The 18,240-nt window shown below is 35.1% G+C and carries 24 protein-coding genes; 16 read left to right on the top strand and 8 right to left on the bottom strand.

Annotated elements, in window-relative coordinates; all coding sequences use genetic code 11:
- Positions 1-636: 636 nt before the first annotated feature.
- The gene (locus tag MKZ14_RS18835) at positions 637-1,203 is read right to left on the bottom strand and encodes a site-specific integrase (RefSeq protein ID WP_333006797.1); all 567 of its coding nucleotides are present in this window, start codon (positions 1,201-1,203) and stop codon (positions 637-639) included.
- 247 nt (positions 1,204-1,450) lie between these two features.
- Between MKZ14_RS18835 and MKZ14_RS18830 the strand changes: the two genes are divergently transcribed.
- On the top strand, positions 1,451-1,738 hold the full coding sequence (locus MKZ14_RS18830; protein WP_333006796.1) for a hypothetical protein: 288 nt from the start codon (positions 1,451-1,453) through the stop codon (positions 1,736-1,738).
- A gap of 240 nt (positions 1,739-1,978) precedes the next feature.
- Positions 1,979-2,482 (top strand): hypothetical protein, encoded by a 504-nt coding sequence (locus tag MKZ14_RS18825; protein ID WP_333006795.1) that lies wholly within the window; start codon positions 1,979-1,981, stop codon positions 2,480-2,482.
- A 505-nt stretch (positions 2,483-2,987) separates the two neighbouring features.
- On the opposite strand, the gene MKZ14_RS18820 is transcribed toward MKZ14_RS18825, so the two are convergent.
- A complete protein-coding gene (locus MKZ14_RS18820) occupies positions 2,988-3,434 on the bottom strand; it encodes a hypothetical protein (protein ID WP_333006793.1) in 447 nt (148 codons plus the stop codon).
- A gap of 323 nt (positions 3,435-3,757) precedes the next feature.
- Between MKZ14_RS18820 and MKZ14_RS18815 the strand changes: the two genes are divergently transcribed.
- The 6 genes from MKZ14_RS18815 to MKZ14_RS18790 all read left to right on the top strand — a co-directional run bounded on the left by MKZ14_RS18815 (position 3,758) and on the right by MKZ14_RS18790 (position 6,315).
- On the top strand, positions 3,758-4,036 hold the full coding sequence (locus tag MKZ14_RS18815; RefSeq protein ID WP_333006792.1) for a helix-turn-helix transcriptional regulator: 279 nt from the start codon (positions 3,758-3,760) through the stop codon (positions 4,034-4,036).
- Positions 4,005-4,394: a hypothetical protein gene (locus MKZ14_RS18810; protein ID WP_333006791.1), complete on the top strand. Its 390-nt coding sequence runs from the start codon at positions 4,005-4,007 to the stop codon at positions 4,392-4,394. Before MKZ14_RS18815 ends, MKZ14_RS18810 begins: the two co-directional genes overlap by 32 nt.
- A 15-nt stretch (positions 4,395-4,409) precedes the next feature.
- On the top strand, positions 4,410-4,865 hold the full coding sequence (locus MKZ14_RS18805; RefSeq protein ID WP_333006790.1) for a phBC6A51 family helix-turn-helix protein: 456 nt from the start codon (positions 4,410-4,412) through the stop codon (positions 4,863-4,865).
- A 53-nt stretch (positions 4,866-4,918) separates the two neighbouring features.
- Entirely contained in the window at positions 4,919-5,149 is a 231-nt protein-coding gene (locus MKZ14_RS18800; RefSeq protein WP_333006789.1) for a hypothetical protein, read from the top strand.
- Positions 5,149-5,808 carry a hypothetical protein gene (locus MKZ14_RS18795; RefSeq protein WP_333006788.1) on the top strand — a complete coding sequence of 220 codons (660 nt, stop codon included), beginning with the start codon at positions 5,149-5,151 and terminating at the stop codon, positions 5,806-5,808. The genes MKZ14_RS18800 and MKZ14_RS18795 overlap by 1 nt, the downstream gene beginning before the upstream one ends.
- 216 nt (positions 5,809-6,024) lie before the next feature.
- Positions 6,025-6,315, top strand: a complete 291-nt coding sequence (locus tag MKZ14_RS18790) for a hypothetical protein (protein ID WP_333006786.1) — start codon at positions 6,025-6,027, stop codon at positions 6,313-6,315.
- Positions 6,316-6,761: 446 nt separating this feature from the next.
- Here MKZ14_RS18790 and MKZ14_RS18785 read toward each other — a convergent pair whose 3' ends face one another.
- A complete protein-coding gene (locus MKZ14_RS18785; protein WP_333006784.1) occupies positions 6,762-7,058 on the bottom strand; it encodes a hypothetical protein in 297 nt (98 codons plus the stop codon).
- A 294-nt stretch (positions 7,059-7,352) separates the two neighbouring features.
- Between MKZ14_RS18785 and MKZ14_RS18780 the strand changes: the two genes are divergently transcribed.
- From MKZ14_RS18780 to MKZ14_RS18770, 3 genes are all read left to right on the top strand, one after another.
- A complete protein-coding gene (locus tag MKZ14_RS18780) occupies positions 7,353-7,796 on the top strand; it encodes a hypothetical protein (RefSeq protein WP_333006782.1) in 444 nt (147 codons plus the stop codon).
- Positions 7,797-8,539: 743 nt separating this feature from the next.
- Positions 8,540-9,571, top strand: coding sequence for an ABC transporter permease (locus tag MKZ14_RS18775; RefSeq protein ID WP_339280340.1), 1,032 nt, complete (start codon positions 8,540-8,542; stop codon positions 9,569-9,571).
- 2 nt (positions 9,572-9,573) lie between these two features.
- A complete protein-coding gene (locus tag MKZ14_RS18770) occupies positions 9,574-10,248 on the top strand; it encodes an ABC transporter ATP-binding protein (protein WP_339280339.1) in 675 nt (224 codons plus the stop codon).
- 40 nt (positions 10,249-10,288) lie between these two features.
- Here the strand turns inward: MKZ14_RS18770 and MKZ14_RS18765 are convergent, their stop codons facing one another.
- The 3 genes from MKZ14_RS18765 to MKZ14_RS18755 are packed head-to-tail and all read right to left on the bottom strand — an operon-like array spanning position 10,289 to position 12,408.
- Positions 10,289-11,098, bottom strand: coding sequence for an SDR family oxidoreductase (locus MKZ14_RS18765; RefSeq protein ID WP_016992089.1), 810 nt, complete (start codon positions 11,096-11,098; stop codon positions 10,289-10,291).
- Between the two features lie 2 nt (positions 11,099-11,100).
- The gene (locus tag MKZ14_RS18760; protein WP_339280338.1) at positions 11,101-11,811 is read right to left on the bottom strand and encodes an SGNH/GDSL hydrolase family protein; all 711 of its coding nucleotides are present in this window, start codon (positions 11,809-11,811) and stop codon (positions 11,101-11,103) included.
- Positions 11,812-12,408 (bottom strand): TetR family transcriptional regulator C-terminal domain-containing protein, encoded by a 597-nt coding sequence (locus MKZ14_RS18755; RefSeq protein ID WP_339280337.1) that lies wholly within the window; start codon positions 12,406-12,408, stop codon positions 11,812-11,814.
- Positions 12,409-12,589: 181 nt separating this feature from the next.
- Between MKZ14_RS18755 and MKZ14_RS18750 the strand changes: the two genes are divergently transcribed.
- Complete coding sequence (locus MKZ14_RS18750; protein WP_016992092.1) at positions 12,590-12,949, top strand: VOC family protein; 360 nt, start codon at positions 12,590-12,592, stop codon at positions 12,947-12,949.
- An 82-nt stretch (positions 12,950-13,031) separates the two neighbouring features.
- Complete coding sequence (locus tag MKZ14_RS18745; RefSeq protein WP_036075897.1) at positions 13,032-14,117, top strand: S-layer homology domain-containing protein; 1,086 nt, start codon at positions 13,032-13,034, stop codon at positions 14,115-14,117.
- Positions 14,118-14,157: 40 nt separating this feature from the next.
- On the opposite strand, the gene MKZ14_RS18740 is transcribed toward MKZ14_RS18745, so the two are convergent.
- Positions 14,158-14,904, bottom strand: a complete 747-nt coding sequence (locus MKZ14_RS18740) for an arylamine N-acetyltransferase (RefSeq protein WP_016992093.1) — start codon at positions 14,902-14,904, stop codon at positions 14,158-14,160.
- 186 nt (positions 14,905-15,090) lie between these two features.
- Here MKZ14_RS18740 and nagB point away from each other — a divergent pair, with 186 nt between their 5' ends.
- A complete protein-coding gene (gene nagB / locus MKZ14_RS18735) occupies positions 15,091-15,804 on the top strand; it encodes a glucosamine-6-phosphate deaminase (protein WP_333006776.1) in 714 nt (237 codons plus the stop codon).
- A gap of 20 nt (positions 15,805-15,824) precedes the next feature.
- Here the strand turns inward: nagB and MKZ14_RS18730 are convergent, their stop codons facing one another.
- The gene (locus tag MKZ14_RS18730; protein WP_339280336.1) at positions 15,825-16,724 is read right to left on the bottom strand and encodes a DMT family transporter; all 900 of its coding nucleotides are present in this window, start codon (positions 16,722-16,724) and stop codon (positions 15,825-15,827) included.
- A 121-nt stretch (positions 16,725-16,845) separates the two neighbouring features.
- On the opposite strand from MKZ14_RS18730, the gene MKZ14_RS18725 reads away from it, so the two are divergent.
- Together MKZ14_RS18725 and MKZ14_RS18720 are read left to right on the top strand one after the other, a co-directional pair.
- On the top strand, positions 16,846-17,754 hold the full coding sequence (locus MKZ14_RS18725) for an LD-carboxypeptidase (RefSeq protein WP_036075895.1): 909 nt from the start codon (positions 16,846-16,848) through the stop codon (positions 17,752-17,754).
- 15 nt (positions 17,755-17,769) lie between these two features.
- Positions 17,770-18,171 (top strand): cytidine deaminase, encoded by a 402-nt coding sequence (locus MKZ14_RS18720; RefSeq protein ID WP_339280335.1) that lies wholly within the window; start codon positions 17,770-17,772, stop codon positions 18,169-18,171.
- Positions 18,172-18,240: the final 69 nt, after the last annotated feature.

The following is an 18,240-nucleotide window of genomic DNA, read 5'->3' as shown; positions in this document are numbered from 1 at the left end:
GTGTACATTCAGACAGGTGAAATTTGTGATATTACAAAGTATAAACACATCAAAAGTTCTTAATTTATCTAGAAACGTTGATATATCAAGGGTTATAGCGTCCACCCTTAAAGAAGATATATAGGAAAAGGGTTATGCCGTTCTCTATGCTTCGCATTGGAAAGAAAAGCACTTCCCAAAAATAAAGTAGTAATCTGCAAAGCAAAACATGCATTGTTCAGAACAAGCAATTCAATGTTTTAGTTTGAAGATGCTTCGAGAACATTGTTCGAGAAGAATGTTTTGCACTATTACGCTTTTAAAGGTGGAGGATTGTTCAGACACAAAGTAGAGTGACTATATGGTGTCGTAAGTATAGAAATATTTAACGTGTGTACCAATTGTGTCTGATGTGTGTCTACGTGGACAGTGAATATCGTGGTGAACCCCCCATGTATCGTGCCTTGCTTGTGGACAAGGAAATAATGTGTAAAGTGTTTTCCCTTGATATTTAAAAGCTATAGAAAGCCGTGTGGGGGGCAATTTTAAATAAGATAAAAGTATCACGAACAGCTTTGAGTACCGCTGGTGACGTTATACGAGGTGCTGAAAGCTAATAGAAAACAAAGAGAAAGAGAACCAGCAAAAGCCGATTCTCTATAGTTTAAAATTCAACAAGCTGTTTTCAATTTCTTCTTCAGTGATGCCGATATACTTCAATGTTATGTCAGGGTGTGAGTGGTTGAGTATCATCTGCAATTTAGCTACATCTTTTGATTGTTTATAGTACCAGTAGCCGAATGTTTTCCTCATTGTATGAGTACCGATTCCGTCAGGTATATCTACCATGTCAGACGCTTTATTTAGCTGTCTGTACGCTTGAATTCTACTTATAGGCTTATCACCTTTACGAGAAGGGAAAAGCCATTCAGTGCCCTGTAGGGTGTCGATATAGGCATTCAATTCTTCATAAACGTTATTTAATTGAATAGTTCGTTGCTTCTTCGTTTTCCCTTCCTTAATGACAAAATCCTTCTTCTTCTTCACGTCACTAATTTTTAACGCCAATAAATCACTTACACGTAAACCAGTATTGATTCCTAAAAGGAAAAGTATGTAATCACGTTCTCCACACCACTTCTTCAATGACCATTTCATGTCCTCTAACTTTTCTAATGACCGTATCGGTTGCACATCTTTAATTTCATCTTTTTTACTTGCCATTACTGTAGCCCCTTTAAAATCAATGTTTTGAATGTAACATATTTTTTATTAAAGTTAGAATACCACTTATTATCATGATAATCCAGTATTTTAGGTAAAATGAATGTAACTTTTTATGTATTTTGTTACATTGGAAAAATAATCTGTTTATTCATTTACACAATATGACTGATGTGTTACATTAGCATCATAGTACACATCAGTCATATTAGTCTGATGCGTAAAAATTAATGGGGGTGTAAATTTTATGGCAACTTCTGCTAGAGTACAGGTGATAAATGAGATTGCTTACGATGAAAGCAAGGTAGGAAATGATTGGGTTCTTTGTTTACAGTGGTGTCGTTATATTTATGATGATGGCACTATGCAAATGGGCTTTCGATTTATCTGGAGACGACCAGACGGAACTCTACAAGCAGCAAGGGGGCAAGCAAGAATACCTGATTTAGGTATTGCTACAACTCTTATGGAAAAAGCCAACGAATTGGGTTGGGGTCATAACGCAGGCAGTAGCGACAGAACTGATAACACTTGATACGTGGAGGTGCATTAATTGCACCTCTTTTTTATTACACTACTATAAAGCTACAAAGTTTAATTATCAGTAGAAATATTAACCTTTAAACTTGCTTGAGACCAATCGAAGTGCAGTTAAGTGGGGAAGGCATAGTCTCAATTATTCCCACATCGATTTTGATGTTTTTTTGCTATAATAGGAAAGCAATTTACATAAAAATTTTGCGAAATTATCTTTATAATTTTTTGGAGGTACATCATGACTGACATAGAATCTACAAATAAAATCGAGTTAGACCAGTTCTATCAAAAGGAAAAACAAGTTGAAAAGAAACAGGTGTCTATCTACTTAGACATTGACGTTATCGATTCTTTGAAACAGTTCGGTAAGCAAAAGGGAAAGGGTGCAAAGAGTGACCTTGTTAACAACTTTTTAAAGAATGTTTTCGGTATTAGACAAGGGAAGCAGATAGAAGTGTCTAAGACAAAAACGTCTAAGACAGCTGAACAAATGATTTCATTAGTTAAAGATATGGAGAATGGAGAACGTAATAAATTTTTAGAATACCTTTTCCATGCCCATTTTGATTCGAGGACTACAGATGATTATGACTTAGCAACCTTAAATCAAATTGAAGATAATTTAGACCGTGATTTAACGGAAGAAGAGATGCTTATTATGAATATAGCCTATGGGAACGGATACTTTAGAGGTGGGAAAGATGGTATAGATAAAGTACTGAAGGGATATTCTAAGAAATAGGGTTATTCCAATCCAACTAAACCCCTTTTCAATCAATTTGAAAGCCCGCCAATTTCTACTGGTGGGTTTTTCTTATAGCTTAATATTTAAAAGGGGCACTGATTCTATATTACCCCATACCCCAGTCACTTTCCTATTATCCAGAACCTACCAGCAACCACATAAGATACTGCTTAATATTATACTACCCACTGAACACCACCTCTTATTATAATTACGTATTCCATTAGGGAACACGCAACAATATAATATATCCACTTATTCAAACCCTTATTGCACCGTTTAATTCTTTCGTGTTCCCATTCTGAAACAGAATATATTTGTTTCGTGTTCCCTTTTGCAGATAGATAAATAATTTATAATTTAATTTGTAATTGATTATTAATTTTCCAAAGCTGGTAGTGGGGATATGGGGGGAAGGGGGGCTGTTCCCTATAACTTACCAGTTACACAAAATAGCCACCCAATTTTTAATATTTGGAAAATAAATACCAATTATCTTTGCTTAATTCACAGCACCAGGTAGAGTACAGTTGAATGGTATAGAAGTATTTTTTGTATCGGACACCTGATTATTCAAATAATAACTGTCAATTAAGCTTGAAGTTTTAAAAGACCCTGATAGATATCTAGAAATGATTTTTTTACCAGCAGTTAAAGCGAAATATGTACTTGCTTCTTCAACTGGAACCCATTCTTGAGTAGCCATATCTGTTACGATATTTTTAAATTCTTCAGGAGTTTTCCAATCTGCGAATGTAAAGTCTTCGATTGGTCCAAGTTTTAAATCTTTGTCATAATTAGAATTTGTTTCTTCAATAATGGAAACATACTCTTTGTAGCATAATTCTTTTTGTTCTTGTGTGAACCCTGTTGCTGATGCCTTATTTACAAACCCAAATACGATAAATGTTGCAAATAAAGTTATGAAAGTTTTCGTTATTTTTCTCATATTACCCCTCCTTTAGGTAAAATATAGAATAAATTACACCTATAGTAAATAGTTTTGACAAACAAAGATAGCGAGTTTTTATAATTTTTGAAAATCTAGATATATGGAATGGAATTCTTTCACTAGCAGAAGGATAAAAGGCTGATATACAGGTTCTAAAAAATTTTTTCATAATGTGTCTTACTTCGGAGTTCTTTAAAGACCCCTATATATAAGGAACTGTATAGCCGTCAGCTAGTGGGTTGGTGTGGTCATTATTGGCTGCACCTTTTCTTTTTAAGTTGTACTGCCAATTTGAACAGTAAAGGAAGTGAAATAAAAAAATGTTTTCAGTTAAATTATTAAAACAAATGCGGATGTTTGTGGGCTATTCCCAGCAAGACTTAGCGAAAGCTACGAATTACAGTCGCAGTTATATAAGCAAAATTGAACAGGGCACAGTACAACCTTCGTCAATTGTACAGTGGCATATTCTACAGGCATGTAAACGTGCTGGACTACAAGATTGGCAATTTGCGATGTTAAAAATCATTGTAGACGGTGATGAAAAGGACTTGGAGGAACTATTGAATGGACTTAATCGACAAGCTGAAAAAGTGTAAAAAGATGCTAAGTGAAAACTTACATGAAAGCAAACCATTGTTAATTCACTGGTTGTCTGAAATTTATCAGGAAGTTGCAGATACAACTTTTACATATCAAATGGGCTACAAACTTCCAAACATTCAAAATCATATAGAAACCTATAAAAAATACGCTATGAAGCATAAAGCGAAAGCACTCGCTGCTATTCAAGAAATAATGTGTGAATTGAGAAGCCGTTATGCCAACTTCAACCGAGTAAATCAACTTATCACTACATTAATTGTAACTAACCTCTACAGTACCAATGCACAAAGGAAGCTAGCTGGATTTAAGTTAACCGTGGGCAAGATGCAGTACACAGAATTAACGATTTAAAGGGGACGAATAGCCATGGATAAAATTAATGAAATACCAGTACCGCTAACACTTTCCGAGAAAATGGTCAGCTTTGCTAAGAAGTACGTGAAGCTTCGTATAGTTGATGGTTTAAGCATTGGCGACATCTGCAAAGAGTTGAAAGTTTCCACACAAACTTTTTACAAGTGGGATAAGATAGATGCCTTTAACGAATACCTGAAGGCGTTGGAAGCTACTTACGTGAATGCTGACGAGGTAGAAGCATACGACAAAGTTAGACAATATATTCTCAAAATGGTCTCTAAAGATAATCCAAGCGACAAGCACGTGGAAATGTTTTTAAAGCATTTTAACCATGTAGTTGAAGCAGAAAACCATAAGAGAATGCAACAGCTAGGTATCAATACAAACGGAACTTCTGATTCTAAAACAGTTGAAGAACGCAAGGCTAGCTTACTGGAAAGGTTGCAAAGTCCAACTATGAAGTAATGACTAACTATTGAACGATTGAAAATTAATATTCAAAAAGGGGAATAGAGACTATGAGTGCGTACATGAACATATTAGCTGGGGTAACAGAACAAGCAAGAAAGCGTGCAGAAAGAGAAGCAGATATTTTAAATCAACGTGAAAAAGAAGCATTTACTAAGGAGAAAAAAGCTAAAGCTGAAGTAGTTACTGAAACAGTTGAAGAATTGAAAGAACAACTAAAGGTACTAGAAAAGGCTACTGCTGAAGTTACTGAAAAACTAAAAAAGGCTGGTGCTAAATAATGGCGACTTTAAAAGAAAATTTCCTTTCATTAATAGGCAAGGTAGGTACAGTTGAATCAAACTACGAAAAAGCACTTGAAAAAAAGCATACTGAATTGGTAGAAACACAGCTGGACCGACAAACGAAAGAAGTTGAATACAAGGAATTAGAGAAGATGGTTTTATTAGGCGAAGTATCAGAAAGCACTTTCGATAAAGAACGGTCTGCACTTGAAAACCTACAAGAGAAAGAAGCGAAATTGACAAAGGAGATTCAGCTTATCCAAGAATACAAAACTGACGATATAGAAAAGGTACTTGCTGAACTTTCAAAGGCAAAGTCTGCATATGTTGCTGATGAAAGTGACGCAGTTTCAAACCTACGTTTTGAATTAATGGAAGCTAAACTTGCATACTTTGAAAAACTAGTAGAGGTGTCAAATAAGTATAAAGCTATTGCAGAACCCGAACATAAATTTCAAAGTATATTAGTGAAGTTTGGTAAAAAACGTGGAGTTTATATGTCAGATGCACATGGTGCTTTAAGCATGGTGTCTGTACCAAACGGTGGCTATGTAAATCTTCTTGTAGAATCACATGCCGTATATGAAGCGTTAGCTTACGGTAGAGTTCCCTATGATGTTAAAACCATTGTAGAAAAGGGAAAGAAACAAGGCTGACTGTCTAGTTGAATATTAATAAACAAGCACCCCTATTAGTTCGCTATATGAACTGGTAGGGGATTTTTTTGTATTCTTTTCCTTGTTGTGTTCCTACTACCCAAGTTAGATAATTTCCTTTAACCGAAATCTCTAATTTAAAAATATCCCATAATTAAAATTAAGCAATCTTGCTTACAGATTAAAATGATATTATTGAATTTGGGGTGAACTGTATTGGAAAACGAACTTAAGCAGATTATGGAAATGCTTCAAGGTATGCAAGCTGAAATGAAAGAACTGAAGCAAGACATGCACCAACGCTTTGATGGTTTGGAAAAGGAAATCAAAGAACTACAAATTGAAGTAAATGAGTTCAAACAGGTTTCTATGGAAGAATACAATAGAGTAGTTGAAAATGTTGACACTATCACACAGAAAACAGCTAAACATGCAGGGTATATTAATTACCTAGCTGGTGAAGTAGGCAAGCACAGCATGATATTAAATGTAATAGACAAGCAGTAAAAACAAGGCACTCGAAAGAGTGCTTTTTTTCTTCTAATTGAAAGGCGGAATTTAACAATGGTTGATATGAATGATAATGAAGCTAAAAAAGCGTTTATGGACATGCTACTGGAGGCATGGACGACATGAAAGCCTAATTTAAAGCTGAAATGGCAGAAATGAAACAAAAAATGAACAAACGCTTTAATTGAGTAGACAGTGAGAGTCGAGATAGCTGAAGTGGAAAAAGTTGAAAAGAAAATTGATAGTCTTGGTTAAATGTTGAACAAGATGAACTTAAAAAAGTACAAAATTTCTGAACACCCCACCCAATTCTTATATAGAATTAGATGGGTGGATTTCTTTTGAAATTTCAATCGTAATTAAGCTAAAAAACATTTCCCTATTTGTGAAAGCTTCTGATGATTTATATTGCTATAAGTTTGTAAAGCCTTTCTCTTCGTGGATTACTCTCCTTTTAACATTTTCTCCAAATCTAAAATCTTTTTCCCTATTTCATCTAAGTAGCATGTGGCTTTAAACATACTGATATCCAAATCATTAAATTTTTTAGTTGCATAGCCAATATCAGCCTTTAATTTATCCGCAACTTCTCCAATTTCAACTTGAACACGTTTAAATACAGCTTCTTGGATTGAATTTAACTTCACTTCTTCAGCGTCTTTTAGTTCAACAATATTATTACTTATTTTTTCAATGTCCTTCTGAATGGTAAGTAATAACTCATAGTGTTTCTCATCCATAATATACACCTCTTTAGAATTTTAGTTCGTTAGTACATGCACTATTATGACATAAATAAGTGGGAAAAACTTGAATATTAATATTCAAAAATAGTAAATTTAATGTTTGGAGTGTTGATATATAAAGGTTTATCGCCGTTTTCAATAATGAAAAAAATTTTTAAGTATTACGGTGATGTTGAATAGGCTAAATATTTTGTATTGGTAAACATTTATTTTAATTACTTTATAAAACTAAGCAAATTTGTTTACTAATTTTTCCTATATAATATTTTAGTGAGGTGATTAATTTATATGGAAATGATAACTAAGGAACGGATAAAAAAGATTAATACTTTGGATTCTGATAAACTACCAGTAGTGCTAATAAATCTATTAAGAATGATTTCGAAAGTGGAAACTAAATTTGTAGACAAGGTGGAACAATATAAAGTCGAATCGACTAAAAACTTGAAACATAAACGTCATAAAAAACAAGTAAAAGGAAGTTTTGATGAACTATATATAGACTTTATTGATACTTACAGAAATTCAGGAATAAGTGAATTAATATTAAATGAACTATTGGAGTATTTAAAATTAGAAAATGATAGATTATCTAGAGATATTATTGAAGGATATTGTATGTCAGCAGATATATTTTGGGATATTGATAAGTTAAAAGAACATTTGATTTGGTGGGTTATAGAGTTAGAAAGACAGAAAAGTTTAGATAGTAGTTTAAAAGAATTGAAGTAGTCAAAAAAGCACTGGTTGAAAAACTGGTGTTTTTACTTTAGTTTAAACGGATTTGATGATTATCTTGCAAAATAAGGTGAAAATTAATATAATGAAAAAGTTCAGTAATCGTATGAAGTGTTTCAGTAATAACCACAATTTACTGTTGAATTAACGTAAATATCACGGTATCTCAACGTTTAAATACAGATTAAATAATTTTGAGGCACGACTCAAAATCGTGTTCCTTTGGAGTGTCGGTTCGACCCCGACCACCGGTATCAATTACAACGAAGAATCCTTGATTTATTAGGGATTCTTTTTTTATTGTAAAAAATTATAGAATGTATATAAACATAGATAAAAAAGAGGTAGACTGAATGGGTCTTATTGTTGCCTATACAACAGCTATATTATATGTAATCACGATGATCGTGGTAACGTTAACTAATAGATAAATGTGTACTTGTCTTCTATTATAGGTACTATATTCATACAACAATTGAAGTTCACAGTTCGTATAAAATAGTAAGACCGTGATTAGAAATCAAAAAATAGCAATTCATTCAAGGCGAGGTTCTATAACAAAATAAGATTTTAGCAAGTAAAGATAAATAAAATTCACAAAAGAAACCACTCTATGGGATAAAAATGCCTTTATAGAGTGGCTTTCTATATCATCCCTACATTTTAACGATTAGTTCATGCTCTGTTCATTTAACAATTATAAGCTATGAGTAATCAAAGAAATGGAGGGGTTAGTGATGAATCTTGCCTGGAAAGAAATGAAGAAGAATAAAGTACGGTTTTTAATCTTGGGCTCCATTATCTTCCTAGTTAGTTTTTTAACGTTTATTATCTCGGGTTTAGCAAATGGTCTGTCACAGGATAATGCAGCTTTAATTAAGGATTTGCCGAAGGGACAATTTTATATGGCTGAGGATGTGGATGGCACGTTTAATCTTTCAAGAATCGATAGCAATCTCCAGCAGGAAGTCTTTAGTAAAGAAAAAGAGGCAGTAGCATTTTCGATCCAGATGGGCTTTTTAAACGATCAGGATGATAAACAGCAAAGTGTAGCCTTTGTGACATCAACGGAATCTAAACTTTTTAGCAATGTGCAACAAAACGAGGTGCTTTTGGATCGTTCGCTGCAAGATAAAGGAATTCAAGTTGGAGATATATTAACGAATAATCAGTACGGTGGAAAGTTTATTGTAAAAGGTTTTGTAGAGCAAAAAAAATATAGCCATGCTCCCGTTGCTTATATTAGTGAAAAGGCTTATCAGGAGATGTATCGAGTAGATGATAAGCAGTTAATTTTTGTACCAAATAGTGAGTCAAATGATATTAAGGGATTGCAAGCTTATAGCAATAAAGAATTTCTCAATACTATCCCTAGTTATAATGCGGAACAGTTATCTTTAAATATGATTATCTGGTTTTTAGTGGTGATTAGTGGGATGTTGTTTGCTATTTTCTTCTATATGATGAATGTACAAAAAATTGGCTTGTATGGCATTTTAAAAGCGATTGGATTAAAAACAAGTAAGCTATTTAAAATGATTTGGACACAGATGGCTATTATTACAATTTTTTCACTTATTGTATCAGTCAGCCTTAGCCAGCTTTTCAACGTCGTTGCTCCTAAGGGGATGCCATTCACCTTATCAATGGGTACTACAACACAGTTATCCATTGTGTTCCTACTCATAGGCTTTATCGGTGCTACATTATCAGGAATACAAATTAAAAAAATTGAACCGTTACAAGCAATACAGCAAGGGGAGGCTTAATCATGACGGTATTTACAATGGATGAAGTACGAAAAACGTTTAAGAATGGAGAAGTCGAGGAGGAAATCTTAAAGGGCATCAATCTTTCTTTAAAAGAGGGAGAGATTACAGCATTGGTAGGTGCTTCTGGCTCTGGGAAAAGTACATTATTAACGATAGCAGCAGGATTACAACCAGCAACAGATGGGCAAGTGCTATTTGACGAACAAAATCTAACTAGGATGAGCACTGAACAGATACGAAAATTACGTGCAAGTAAATTCGGCTTTGTTTTTCAATTTGCACATCTCGTCCCATTTTTGACAGTGGAGGAGCAATTGTTATTAATGTTAGATGTTGCTGAATCTTCATTAAAAAAGAATGAACAGAAATATGAAGTCAATCGGCTATTGGAGTTAGTTGGAATGGAACATCGTAAAACTGCCTATCCTTCTTCCTTGTCAGGGGGAGAGAAGCAACGTGTAGCGATTGCTCGTGCCATTATTCATCAACCAAAAGTATTGTTTGCAGATGAGCCAACAGCAAGTTTAGATTCACAGCGCTCAAAAGAGATTATGTTGTTATTAAGAACATTAACAAAAACTTTAAATATAACAACATTATTAGTGACGCATGACGAAGAAATGTTGGCTTATACAGATCGTATTATTAAAATGAGCGATGGTGTCGTATTATAAAATAAGCAAGGCTCCCATTAGCAGGGAGCCTTGTGTAATATTAGGTTAAACGTGCATTACGACTCACTTTACAAACCATTCTCATTAACGCTTTGTGTAGAAAAGGAAAAATAGTAAAAACAACATCCAGAGTTTTGCGCATGGGCATTGGACAAATGATAGGCTTATTTTGATGAACACCTTCTATAGCCATTTTTGCAATTCGCTGAGGTGAGATCATTTTTTGCTGCTTTAATTGTTGGGTGATAATGGATTTATCCATATGAATCGCCTTTGCATTATCGAATATTGGTGTATCCACAAAGGTTGGACATAAGGTACTCACCTTAATCCCAAATTCCTCAGCCTCATAGTGTAGAGAGGTTGTTAGCCCTATAACAGCATGTTTGGTAGTGGCGTATGCAGTAGAAAAAGGAGAAGGCCCTAACCCTGCAGCAGAGGAGGTGTTGACGATATGTCCAAAACCTTGTTTTTTCATAAGTGGGTAGCCTATTTGAGTCCCATAAATGACACCCCATAAATTAATGGCCATAATTTCCTTCCAATCCTCAATAGTCATTTCACCCATCTCTCCATACATAGCGATACCAGCATTATTAAACAGATAATCTATACGGTGAAATTCTTCAAAGACATCATGAATGACAGAAGCTACATTTTTGTAATCGGTTACATTTAAAGGTACAAATTTTGCATGAACAGCATCCTTATTTAACTCTGCTTCTAATATACGACCCTCATGTTCTTGAATATCAGCAATAATGACAAATATATGGCGAGCAATTAATTCCTGGCAAATAGCCTTTCCTATCCCTGATACACCACCTGTAACAACTGCAACCTTTCTCATCTTTAGAACCTCCTGATTTTGTCTCCTTCGTCTTTATAAAGTTCAATGATAGAGCTATATTGCTGTGCCACTAAATCAGCACCTTTACTATTTAAATGAACACCATCCAAAGTTAAATGTAGCCCTCTTTTTTGAGATAATTTATCGATACGTAAAGGATTTTTGTAAAATAAAACATCCAGTAGGACTCTTATTACATTCGTATTAATAAAGCCTGAGCACTCCAAATGCTCTAAATGCTCTAAATGCTCTTTAAAGATATTTTGCATATTCACAAAATAAATGTTGCCAGATTTCAATGCAATGGACTCCATAACGGACGTTAGGTCTTTTAATTCTTTGTTAGAGTGATTTTGAAGATCTTCTCCTACTAATGCTGGAGATACTAACACTACATTTTTAGAAGAGGCATGTGCCTTCTCTACTACTTTGAGGCAGTACTCTTCGAATTCAATATGACCCTTCGCCACTGGTTGTGCTTGCATCTTTAATAATTTTGAATAGACGTCATTGACGCCTATCCAAATAATAAGGAGATCATAGGAAGATTGGAGTGGTGCTTTTTCCAAGCGAGTAAATAAACTTTTAATCGTCTCGCCTGGATTGCCAAGATTATCGAATGAAATATGAGGATATTGAAGTTTCAAGACATTATAAAATGAAACGCCTGGACGACCTTCTGTTAAGCTATCACCTATTAAACCTACTTTCATTTAAATCCCACCTTTTTTAATTTCTTTTAAGAAAATCGTTATTGCCTGTTGAAAGAGTGGTTCTAATGATTTTAAATTTTGAGTATTGGTGAGCTGACATAATCCACCTAGCCATGTACCAAGTAAGATGGTCCATGTATCAACATTGCCATTAATAAATTCGTTTTTGTCGATGCCCTCTTGAAGAATTGCTCGATAAGTATTCATTGGCGTAATAGCTAAATTAAATAACTGTTGTATAGAATCAGGACTTGATTTTGGATTAGATGCCAGCTCCTGACCTGACTTTAGTAAAGGTGTTTGATACTCATAGAGGACATGCATGGCCATACCATACAATTTATCTGTTGATGTGGTGTATGAAGATTCTTGTTGCAACCATTTGTCATGCCAATTTTTCATCGATTGCTGCGCCAAAAGCACAAATAACTTTTCTTTATTTTCGAAATGATAATAAATATGTCCTTTACTATAACCAGAGGCTTTCGCAATATCACCAACAGATGTCTGATTATAGCCATGTTGAGAAAATAATTGGATGGCGTGTTTGATAATTTCAATCTTTGCCTTATCACTGTCATAGCGTCTTTTACTCAATGTTGTACTCCTTTAATGATTTGAACAGTCGTTCTAATTTAATTATACATAATTTTCTAACTAATTAAATACATAAATTTTTTATTCGGAATATTGTCAAATTTCTAAAGCCTTTAGGAAGGGAATTCCAATTAATTGTTGAATTATTTGCTTATGCTAAAAATAAAGAGGAGGCATATGGATGGGAAGAGTGATTGGCTTTGAATTAAATAGTCAGGAACCGGAGAAAGCGGCAGCTTTTTATAGTAAAGTGTTTGGCTGGGAGGTGGCAGCTCCAAATTGGGATTATTGGGCAGTTATGACTGGAAATGAAGACAAAGCTGGAATAAATGGTGGCATTGGTAAAGGACCAAGCGATTTTCCACATGGTACAAGAATTCAAATTGAAGTCGATGCAATTGACGAAGTCATTGCACAGGCAAAACACAACGGTGCTACTATTTTGCGTGACAAAATGGCGTTTGATGATTTCTATCTTGCTTATTTGGTCGATCCGACTGGAATAGGGATTGGATTAATTCAATATAAAAATAACGAATAAAGTCTCTTTTAATAGAGGCTTTTTTCATTTTAAGCATATGAATACGCCTTTATGGGTAAAGAATCGAAGGAGGAGGGATAATGTGAAGAACATATTGAAGCTAGTATGTTTGATCCTGATAACGATTGGTATTTTACCAAAGGAAGTGCAGGCAGCCAACTTTATCGATCTAACGGATGATACATTGACGACGGAAATTCATTATTTAGTAGAACAGGATATTGCGAAAGGGTATTCGAATAACTTGTTCAAGCCGAATGATTATATTACGAAAGCACAGGTAGCTGTAATGCTAACACGTGCTTTAGGATTAAACACGATCCATGTACAAAATCCAAACTATCAAGATGTAACAACCACCCATAAATTTTATAAAGAAATTGCGGCTGTGCAAAATAAAGGTATATTTGATACAGCCCATAAATTTCAACCAGATGCACCGCTTACAAGGGGGGAAATGGCGATTGTGCTAAGTAGGGCCTTTCAATTAAAAGGTTCAGATCCTTATTATTTTACAGATGTGAGTAAGCAGACACCGGGTTATAAAGAAATTTTAACTCTGGCCCATAATCATTTAGTAAGGGGCTATGAGAATGGTTCGTTTAAACCTAATGACCCTGTTACACGCGCCCATTTCTCAGCGTTTTTAGCAAGAGCAATGACGCTATCAAAGCCTAACTTGCTAAAGGACCCCGCATTTGAATATACGTATGCCTATTATTCTTTAAGTGACAATAAGCGTTATACTTTAAACTATCAATATCAGCAACACGACGGTAAAAATGATGTATGGACAGTCAAAAATGTAACTACAGGACAAACTATTTCTGATGAGCTTTTATATGGTCATGATCGAGCATACGGTCAAGCCGTTGCTAGTGAAGCTAACACACATTATGATTTATATATAGAACTGCCACTTAGAATAGGTGTTGTTTTACATGAAGATGATCCAGGGATTTCTGCCGGGGAACGAGTAACTGTAAAATCTACTGATGGCACAGTACAAGCTGGTGAAGTGCAATATACGGGCGTGGTTATAGTAGAGAAAAGGTCAGAATTTAGTGATGTGGTGAAAACTTATTATTTTGTAGATGATATAGGATTAGTCAAAGAGCTACACAATGACATAGTTGTGTTTGAATTGCTCAATCGGACAATGAAATAATCTGAAAAGGAAAGCAAGCCACCGATGGACTTGCTTTCCTTTATTGTTGTAATGAGATATGAAAAAAACGCTGTAGAGCTTGCAGCCATTCCTTCTCAGTGTTTGTTGTATAGGTAGTTAAGGATTGACCTTCATAAATTCTAAATTCGTTGTTCATCATGGTATGACGACCACGAGTGGTTCGAATCATAGCAATTTTATTTATTTGCTTGGAAAGTCGCGGTGCAAATTTTGCATCATTGGCATTATCGTGAAAACTATAAAGCAAACGCCAACTATGTTTAGCTTGTTCCAACAGCATCCAACCATTCGCTTCATCATAATCTATTTTATATAATTCTTTACCTTCACGATGTTGATGGCCAGCAATCAGTGGCACTGGTTTACAGGGCGCTAAGGCACCGACACCTACATCCGAGATATAGAATTGACCACCATCATTCACTAACAATAATTGATGCATGGGGATTTCCTCTGGAGGAGTATTTTCCGTTATGTTGCGCCAAAACTGTGCATAGCGATTGGTGACAGAAAAGCCAAGCTCCCGTAAGAGCCAGCTGAATAAGATATTTAGTTCAAAACAATTGCCACCACGTTTATCAATAATTATTTTTTGAAATAAATCAGGAATAGCGAAGGAGATCCCACGGTTCAAGGCAACATCTAAATTTTCATAGGGAATGTTTAATAGATGTTTAGTTTGTAATTGTCCAAGTAGCTGTATAGATGGCTCTAACGTTCCTTGAAATTGAATATGCTGTAAATAGTGCTGAATCTGTTCATTCATACAATCGCCTCACTTCCTTATTAATAACATAACCGAAATAGTCTAGGATTACACGCATAAAATGAAGTAGGAAATGATAGAAAAATAGATAAATAACTAGTAAGATTAATATATTAGCTACTATAAAGTGAAATATTATACATATTAGTTAATAATATTGATAGTAAGGTAGGTATCGTATAAAGAATGAAATGGATAGAAGTGAATACATACGAGGAACTTAGTGAAGTGGCAGCTACTATTTTCTCCAAACAAATACAAGAGAAACCTGATAGTGTTTTAGGTTTAGCAACTGGTGGATCACCTGTAGGTATGTATAAGAAATTAGTGGCTCGACATCAGGCTGGCCATTTATCTTTTAAAAAAGTACAAACCTTTAACTTAGATGAGTATGTAGGTCTTGAGCAAACAAGTCCAGCAAGCTACTTTACATTTATGCATGAGAATTTATTTAATTTTGTGGATATACAGCCGGAAAATATCCATTTGCCAAATGGGAAGGCAGCCAATTTAGCAGAAGAATGTGCTGCATATGATAAGCGCATTGAAGAAGCAGGAGGCATTGATTTACAGCTTCTTGGCATTGGTGTAAATGGACACATCGCTTTTAATGAACCAGGCACATCGTTTGATTCCAAGACGAATATCGTGGAGTTAACAGAGTCCACAAGAACAGAAAATGCTATTTACTTTGATGATCCATCTGAAGTACCAACACATGCGATTACAATGGGCATTCAATCCATAATGAAGGCAAAGGAAATCATCCTCATTTCCTTTGGTGAAAAAAAACTCCCAGCGATTGAAAAATTGAAAAGTGGTCATATTACAGAAGAATTTCCAGCTAGCCAATTATTAAACCATCCTAATGTTACAATAATTTATGGCGGTACGAATTAGGAAAAATAAGCGAAGACTTCTTAGGATTGAAGTCTTTGCTTATTTGTTTTTCCTGATAGAATAACTCCTGCAACAACCGCTAGTCCACCTATAAGCTGAAATGAATGCAATTGCTCATCAAGAAAAAGGACGGCAAAAATGGAGGAGAAAACAGGAATGAAATTTAAATAAATACTTGCCTTGTTCGCTCCAAGCTGTATAACACCACTGTTCCAGCAGAGAAAAGCAATGATAGAGGCAAAAATACCAACATATAAAATAGCAGCAATGGTTGACCATTCCCAATGAATTGCTGTAGTACTAGACAGTGTTTCATAGAGAGAAAAAGGGAATAACACAGTAGCTCCAATTCCAATCGTCACTAGAAAGGTAGACTGCCCTGGTAATCGAGTTGCATACAGTTTAATGAGCAATGAATACACGCTCCAACAAAATACCGCTGCGATTACAATTAAGTCCCCTTTGTTGAAAGTAAAATTGACAATCCTTGTAAAAGAGCCACCCATTATAATAAAGGCAACTCCACTCAGAGATAAAACGGTCCCTATTAACTGAAATTTTGATAGTTTTTCCTTTAAAAAAATAAAGGAGAGTAAGTAAATCATTATGGGCGTAGAAGAGTTCATCAACGATGCATTAATGGATGTTGTGTAATGCAATCCAATGTAAACAAGCGTGTTAAATGCTGTAACACCTGTTAACGATAGAATGATAACAATGAACCAATGATTTTTTAGTATCGGCCATTCGCGCTTTAATTGGCGGAATGCAATGGGAAAAAAGATAATAAATGCGACACACCAGCGTAAAAAGGCCAGTGTTAGGGGAGGGATAGCTCCACTAACGGCACGTCCAATAACAAAATTACCACCCCATAAAAGAGTTGCCAGTACTAATAATATAAATGGTGGAATTTTCATGATGCGATAACTCCTTTATTGTTCGAATATTAAGGTTAATTATAGGCATCTAGCATAGTAATAATCAATGCCTCTAAAGTTTTGCTATGCTAAAATAAGGAAAACAAGAGGAGGAATAACTGTGAAAAGTACCGTACCATGTTTACAAGAGGGAGATTTAGTTGGTGTTGTTGCGCTTTCAAGTCTTGTTGAGCCTGAAAAACTAGGAGAAGCAGTAGCCTTTTTAGACGAATTGGGACTTCGCTATATTGTGGGTGAAACGATTCATGCAAAACATGAATATTTAGCAGGGAGTGATGAAATCAGATTAGCTGATTTTCATGAGATGGTAAAAAACCCAGAAGTCAAAGCCATTTTTTGTGTAAAGGGAGGCTATGGCTCTGCCAGATTAGCTGAAAAAATTGATTATGCCTTAATAGAAGAAAATCCTAAAATTTTCTGGGGCTTTTCTGATGTTACATATTTACATTGTGCGATTAATGAATATGCCAATATGGTAACATTTCATGGGCCAATGCTTATGTCAGCTAATAAGATGGATGATTTATCAAAGAAAATGTTTTTACAGCTATTCTCTCCGATGGAAATTCAGTATACAGAGGCGATTTCTCCGTTAACAACGATTGCTGGAGGTATCGCACGTGGTGAAGTAATTGGAGGAAATCTCTATCGTCTTGTCAGCACACTTGGTACCAAATTTGAAGTGAGGACTGAAGGCAGGATTTTATTAATAGAGGATGTAAATGAAACAATTCCAGTTATTGATTCGATGCTTCAGCATTTAAAACAAGCAAGGAAACTTGAGCAATTAGCAGGAGTCGTCATTGGTTCATTTACACAGACAGGATCTGATGAAGCGGCACTTCATTCGTTAATGAAGGAGTATTTTGCAGATTTAGGGATTCCAGTCGTGGCAGGATTTAAAATTGGACATGAAACAACGAATATTGCCATTCCATTAGGAACAGAGGCTATTTTAGATGCACAGGAAAAGATGTTGAGGCTATTACCAGGCGTGCATGAGGAATAAGGAGACGTAAGTAAGATGAATATAGAAAGAAAACTTTATGAAGCAGCGGTAGCATTAGCAGAAAAAAGATACCCCTCTGGATGGGGAGGAGCCGCAGCTTTATATACCGCAGATGGGCAAATTTTAACAAGTGTCGCACCAGAGGTCATGAATGCTGCTACTGAATTATGTATGGAAACAGGTGCCATCCTAGAGGCACATAAATTGAATACAAAGGTTACGCATTCGATTTGTGTTGCTAGGGAAGACGAAACATCTAAATTTGTAGTGCTGACACCCTGTGGAGTCTGCCAGGAAAGACTTTTCTATTGGGGAGAGAATGTAAAGGCGGCGATTACGAATGCAGATGGTGAATTGGTATTTAAATCATTAAAGGAAATTCAACCTTATCATTGGTATAAGGCATATGAACAATAAGCAAAAGACATTACAAAAAATGTAATGTCTTTTCTTAATGTTGCAAAACAGTCAATTGAAAGGTAGAAA

Source organism: Lysinibacillus sp. FSL P2-0066 (assembly GCF_037969495.1).
Taxonomy (GTDB): domain Bacteria; phylum Bacillota; class Bacilli; order Bacillales_A; family Planococcaceae; genus Lysinibacillus; species Lysinibacillus boronitolerans.
The sequence above is the reverse complement of the archived record's forward strand: the minus strand, read 5'-3'. Positions and strand labels throughout refer to the sequence as shown.

Bases quoted from the DNA above. Each gene is read 5' to 3' on its own strand.
- MKZ14_RS18765 (WP_016992089.1), bottom strand. From the start codon at position 11,098: ATGAGAAAGGTTGCAGTTGTTACAGGTGGTGTATCAGGGATAGGAAAG.
- MKZ14_RS18770 (WP_339280339.1), top strand. From the start codon at position 9,574: ATGACGGTATTTACAATGGATGAAGTACGAAAAACGTTTAAGAATGGA.
- nagB (WP_333006776.1), top strand. From the start codon at position 15,091: ATGAAATGGATAGAAGTGAATACATACGAGGAACTTAGTGAAGTGGCA.
- MKZ14_RS18785 (WP_333006784.1), bottom strand. From the start codon at position 7,058: ATGGATGAGAAACACTATGAGTTATTACTTACCATTCAGAAGGACATT.
- MKZ14_RS18730 (WP_339280336.1), bottom strand. From the start codon at position 16,724: ATGAAAATTCCACCATTTATATTATTAGTACTGGCAACTCTTTTATGG.
- MKZ14_RS18830 (WP_333006796.1), top strand. From the start codon at position 1,451: ATGGCAACTTCTGCTAGAGTACAGGTGATAAATGAGATTGCTTACGAT.
- MKZ14_RS18800 (WP_333006789.1), top strand. From the start codon at position 4,919: ATGAGTGCGTACATGAACATATTAGCTGGGGTAACAGAACAAGCAAGA.
- MKZ14_RS18805 (WP_333006790.1), top strand. From the start codon at position 4,410: ATGGATAAAATTAATGAAATACCAGTACCGCTAACACTTTCCGAGAAA.
- MKZ14_RS18825 (WP_333006795.1), top strand. From the start codon at position 1,979: ATGACTGACATAGAATCTACAAATAAAATCGAGTTAGACCAGTTCTAT.
- MKZ14_RS18795 (WP_333006788.1), top strand. From the start codon at position 5,149: ATGGCGACTTTAAAAGAAAATTTCCTTTCATTAATAGGCAAGGTAGGT.
- MKZ14_RS18740 (WP_016992093.1), bottom strand. From the start codon at position 14,904: ATGAATGAACAGATTCAGCACTATTTACAGCATATTCAATTTCAAGGA.
- MKZ14_RS18775 (WP_339280340.1), top strand. From the start codon at position 8,540: ATGAATCTTGCCTGGAAAGAAATGAAGAAGAATAAAGTACGGTTTTTA.
- MKZ14_RS18780 (WP_333006782.1), top strand. From the start codon at position 7,353: ATGGAAATGATAACTAAGGAACGGATAAAAAAGATTAATACTTTGGAT.
- MKZ14_RS18835 (WP_333006797.1), bottom strand. From the start codon at position 1,203: ATGGCAAGTAAAAAAGATGAAATTAAAGATGTGCAACCGATACGGTCA.
- MKZ14_RS18820 (WP_333006793.1), bottom strand. From the start codon at position 3,434: ATGAGAAAAATAACGAAAACTTTCATAACTTTATTTGCAACATTTATC.
- MKZ14_RS18750 (WP_016992092.1), top strand. From the start codon at position 12,590: ATGGGAAGAGTGATTGGCTTTGAATTAAATAGTCAGGAACCGGAGAAA.
- MKZ14_RS18720 (WP_339280335.1), top strand. From the start codon at position 17,770: ATGAATATAGAAAGAAAACTTTATGAAGCAGCGGTAGCATTAGCAGAA.
- MKZ14_RS18810 (WP_333006791.1), top strand. From the start codon at position 4,005: ATGGACTTAATCGACAAGCTGAAAAAGTGTAAAAAGATGCTAAGTGAA.
- MKZ14_RS18815 (WP_333006792.1), top strand. From the start codon at position 3,758: ATGTTTTCAGTTAAATTATTAAAACAAATGCGGATGTTTGTGGGCTAT.
- MKZ14_RS18760 (WP_339280338.1), bottom strand. From the start codon at position 11,811: ATGAAAGTAGGTTTAATAGGTGATAGCTTAACAGAAGGTCGTCCAGGC.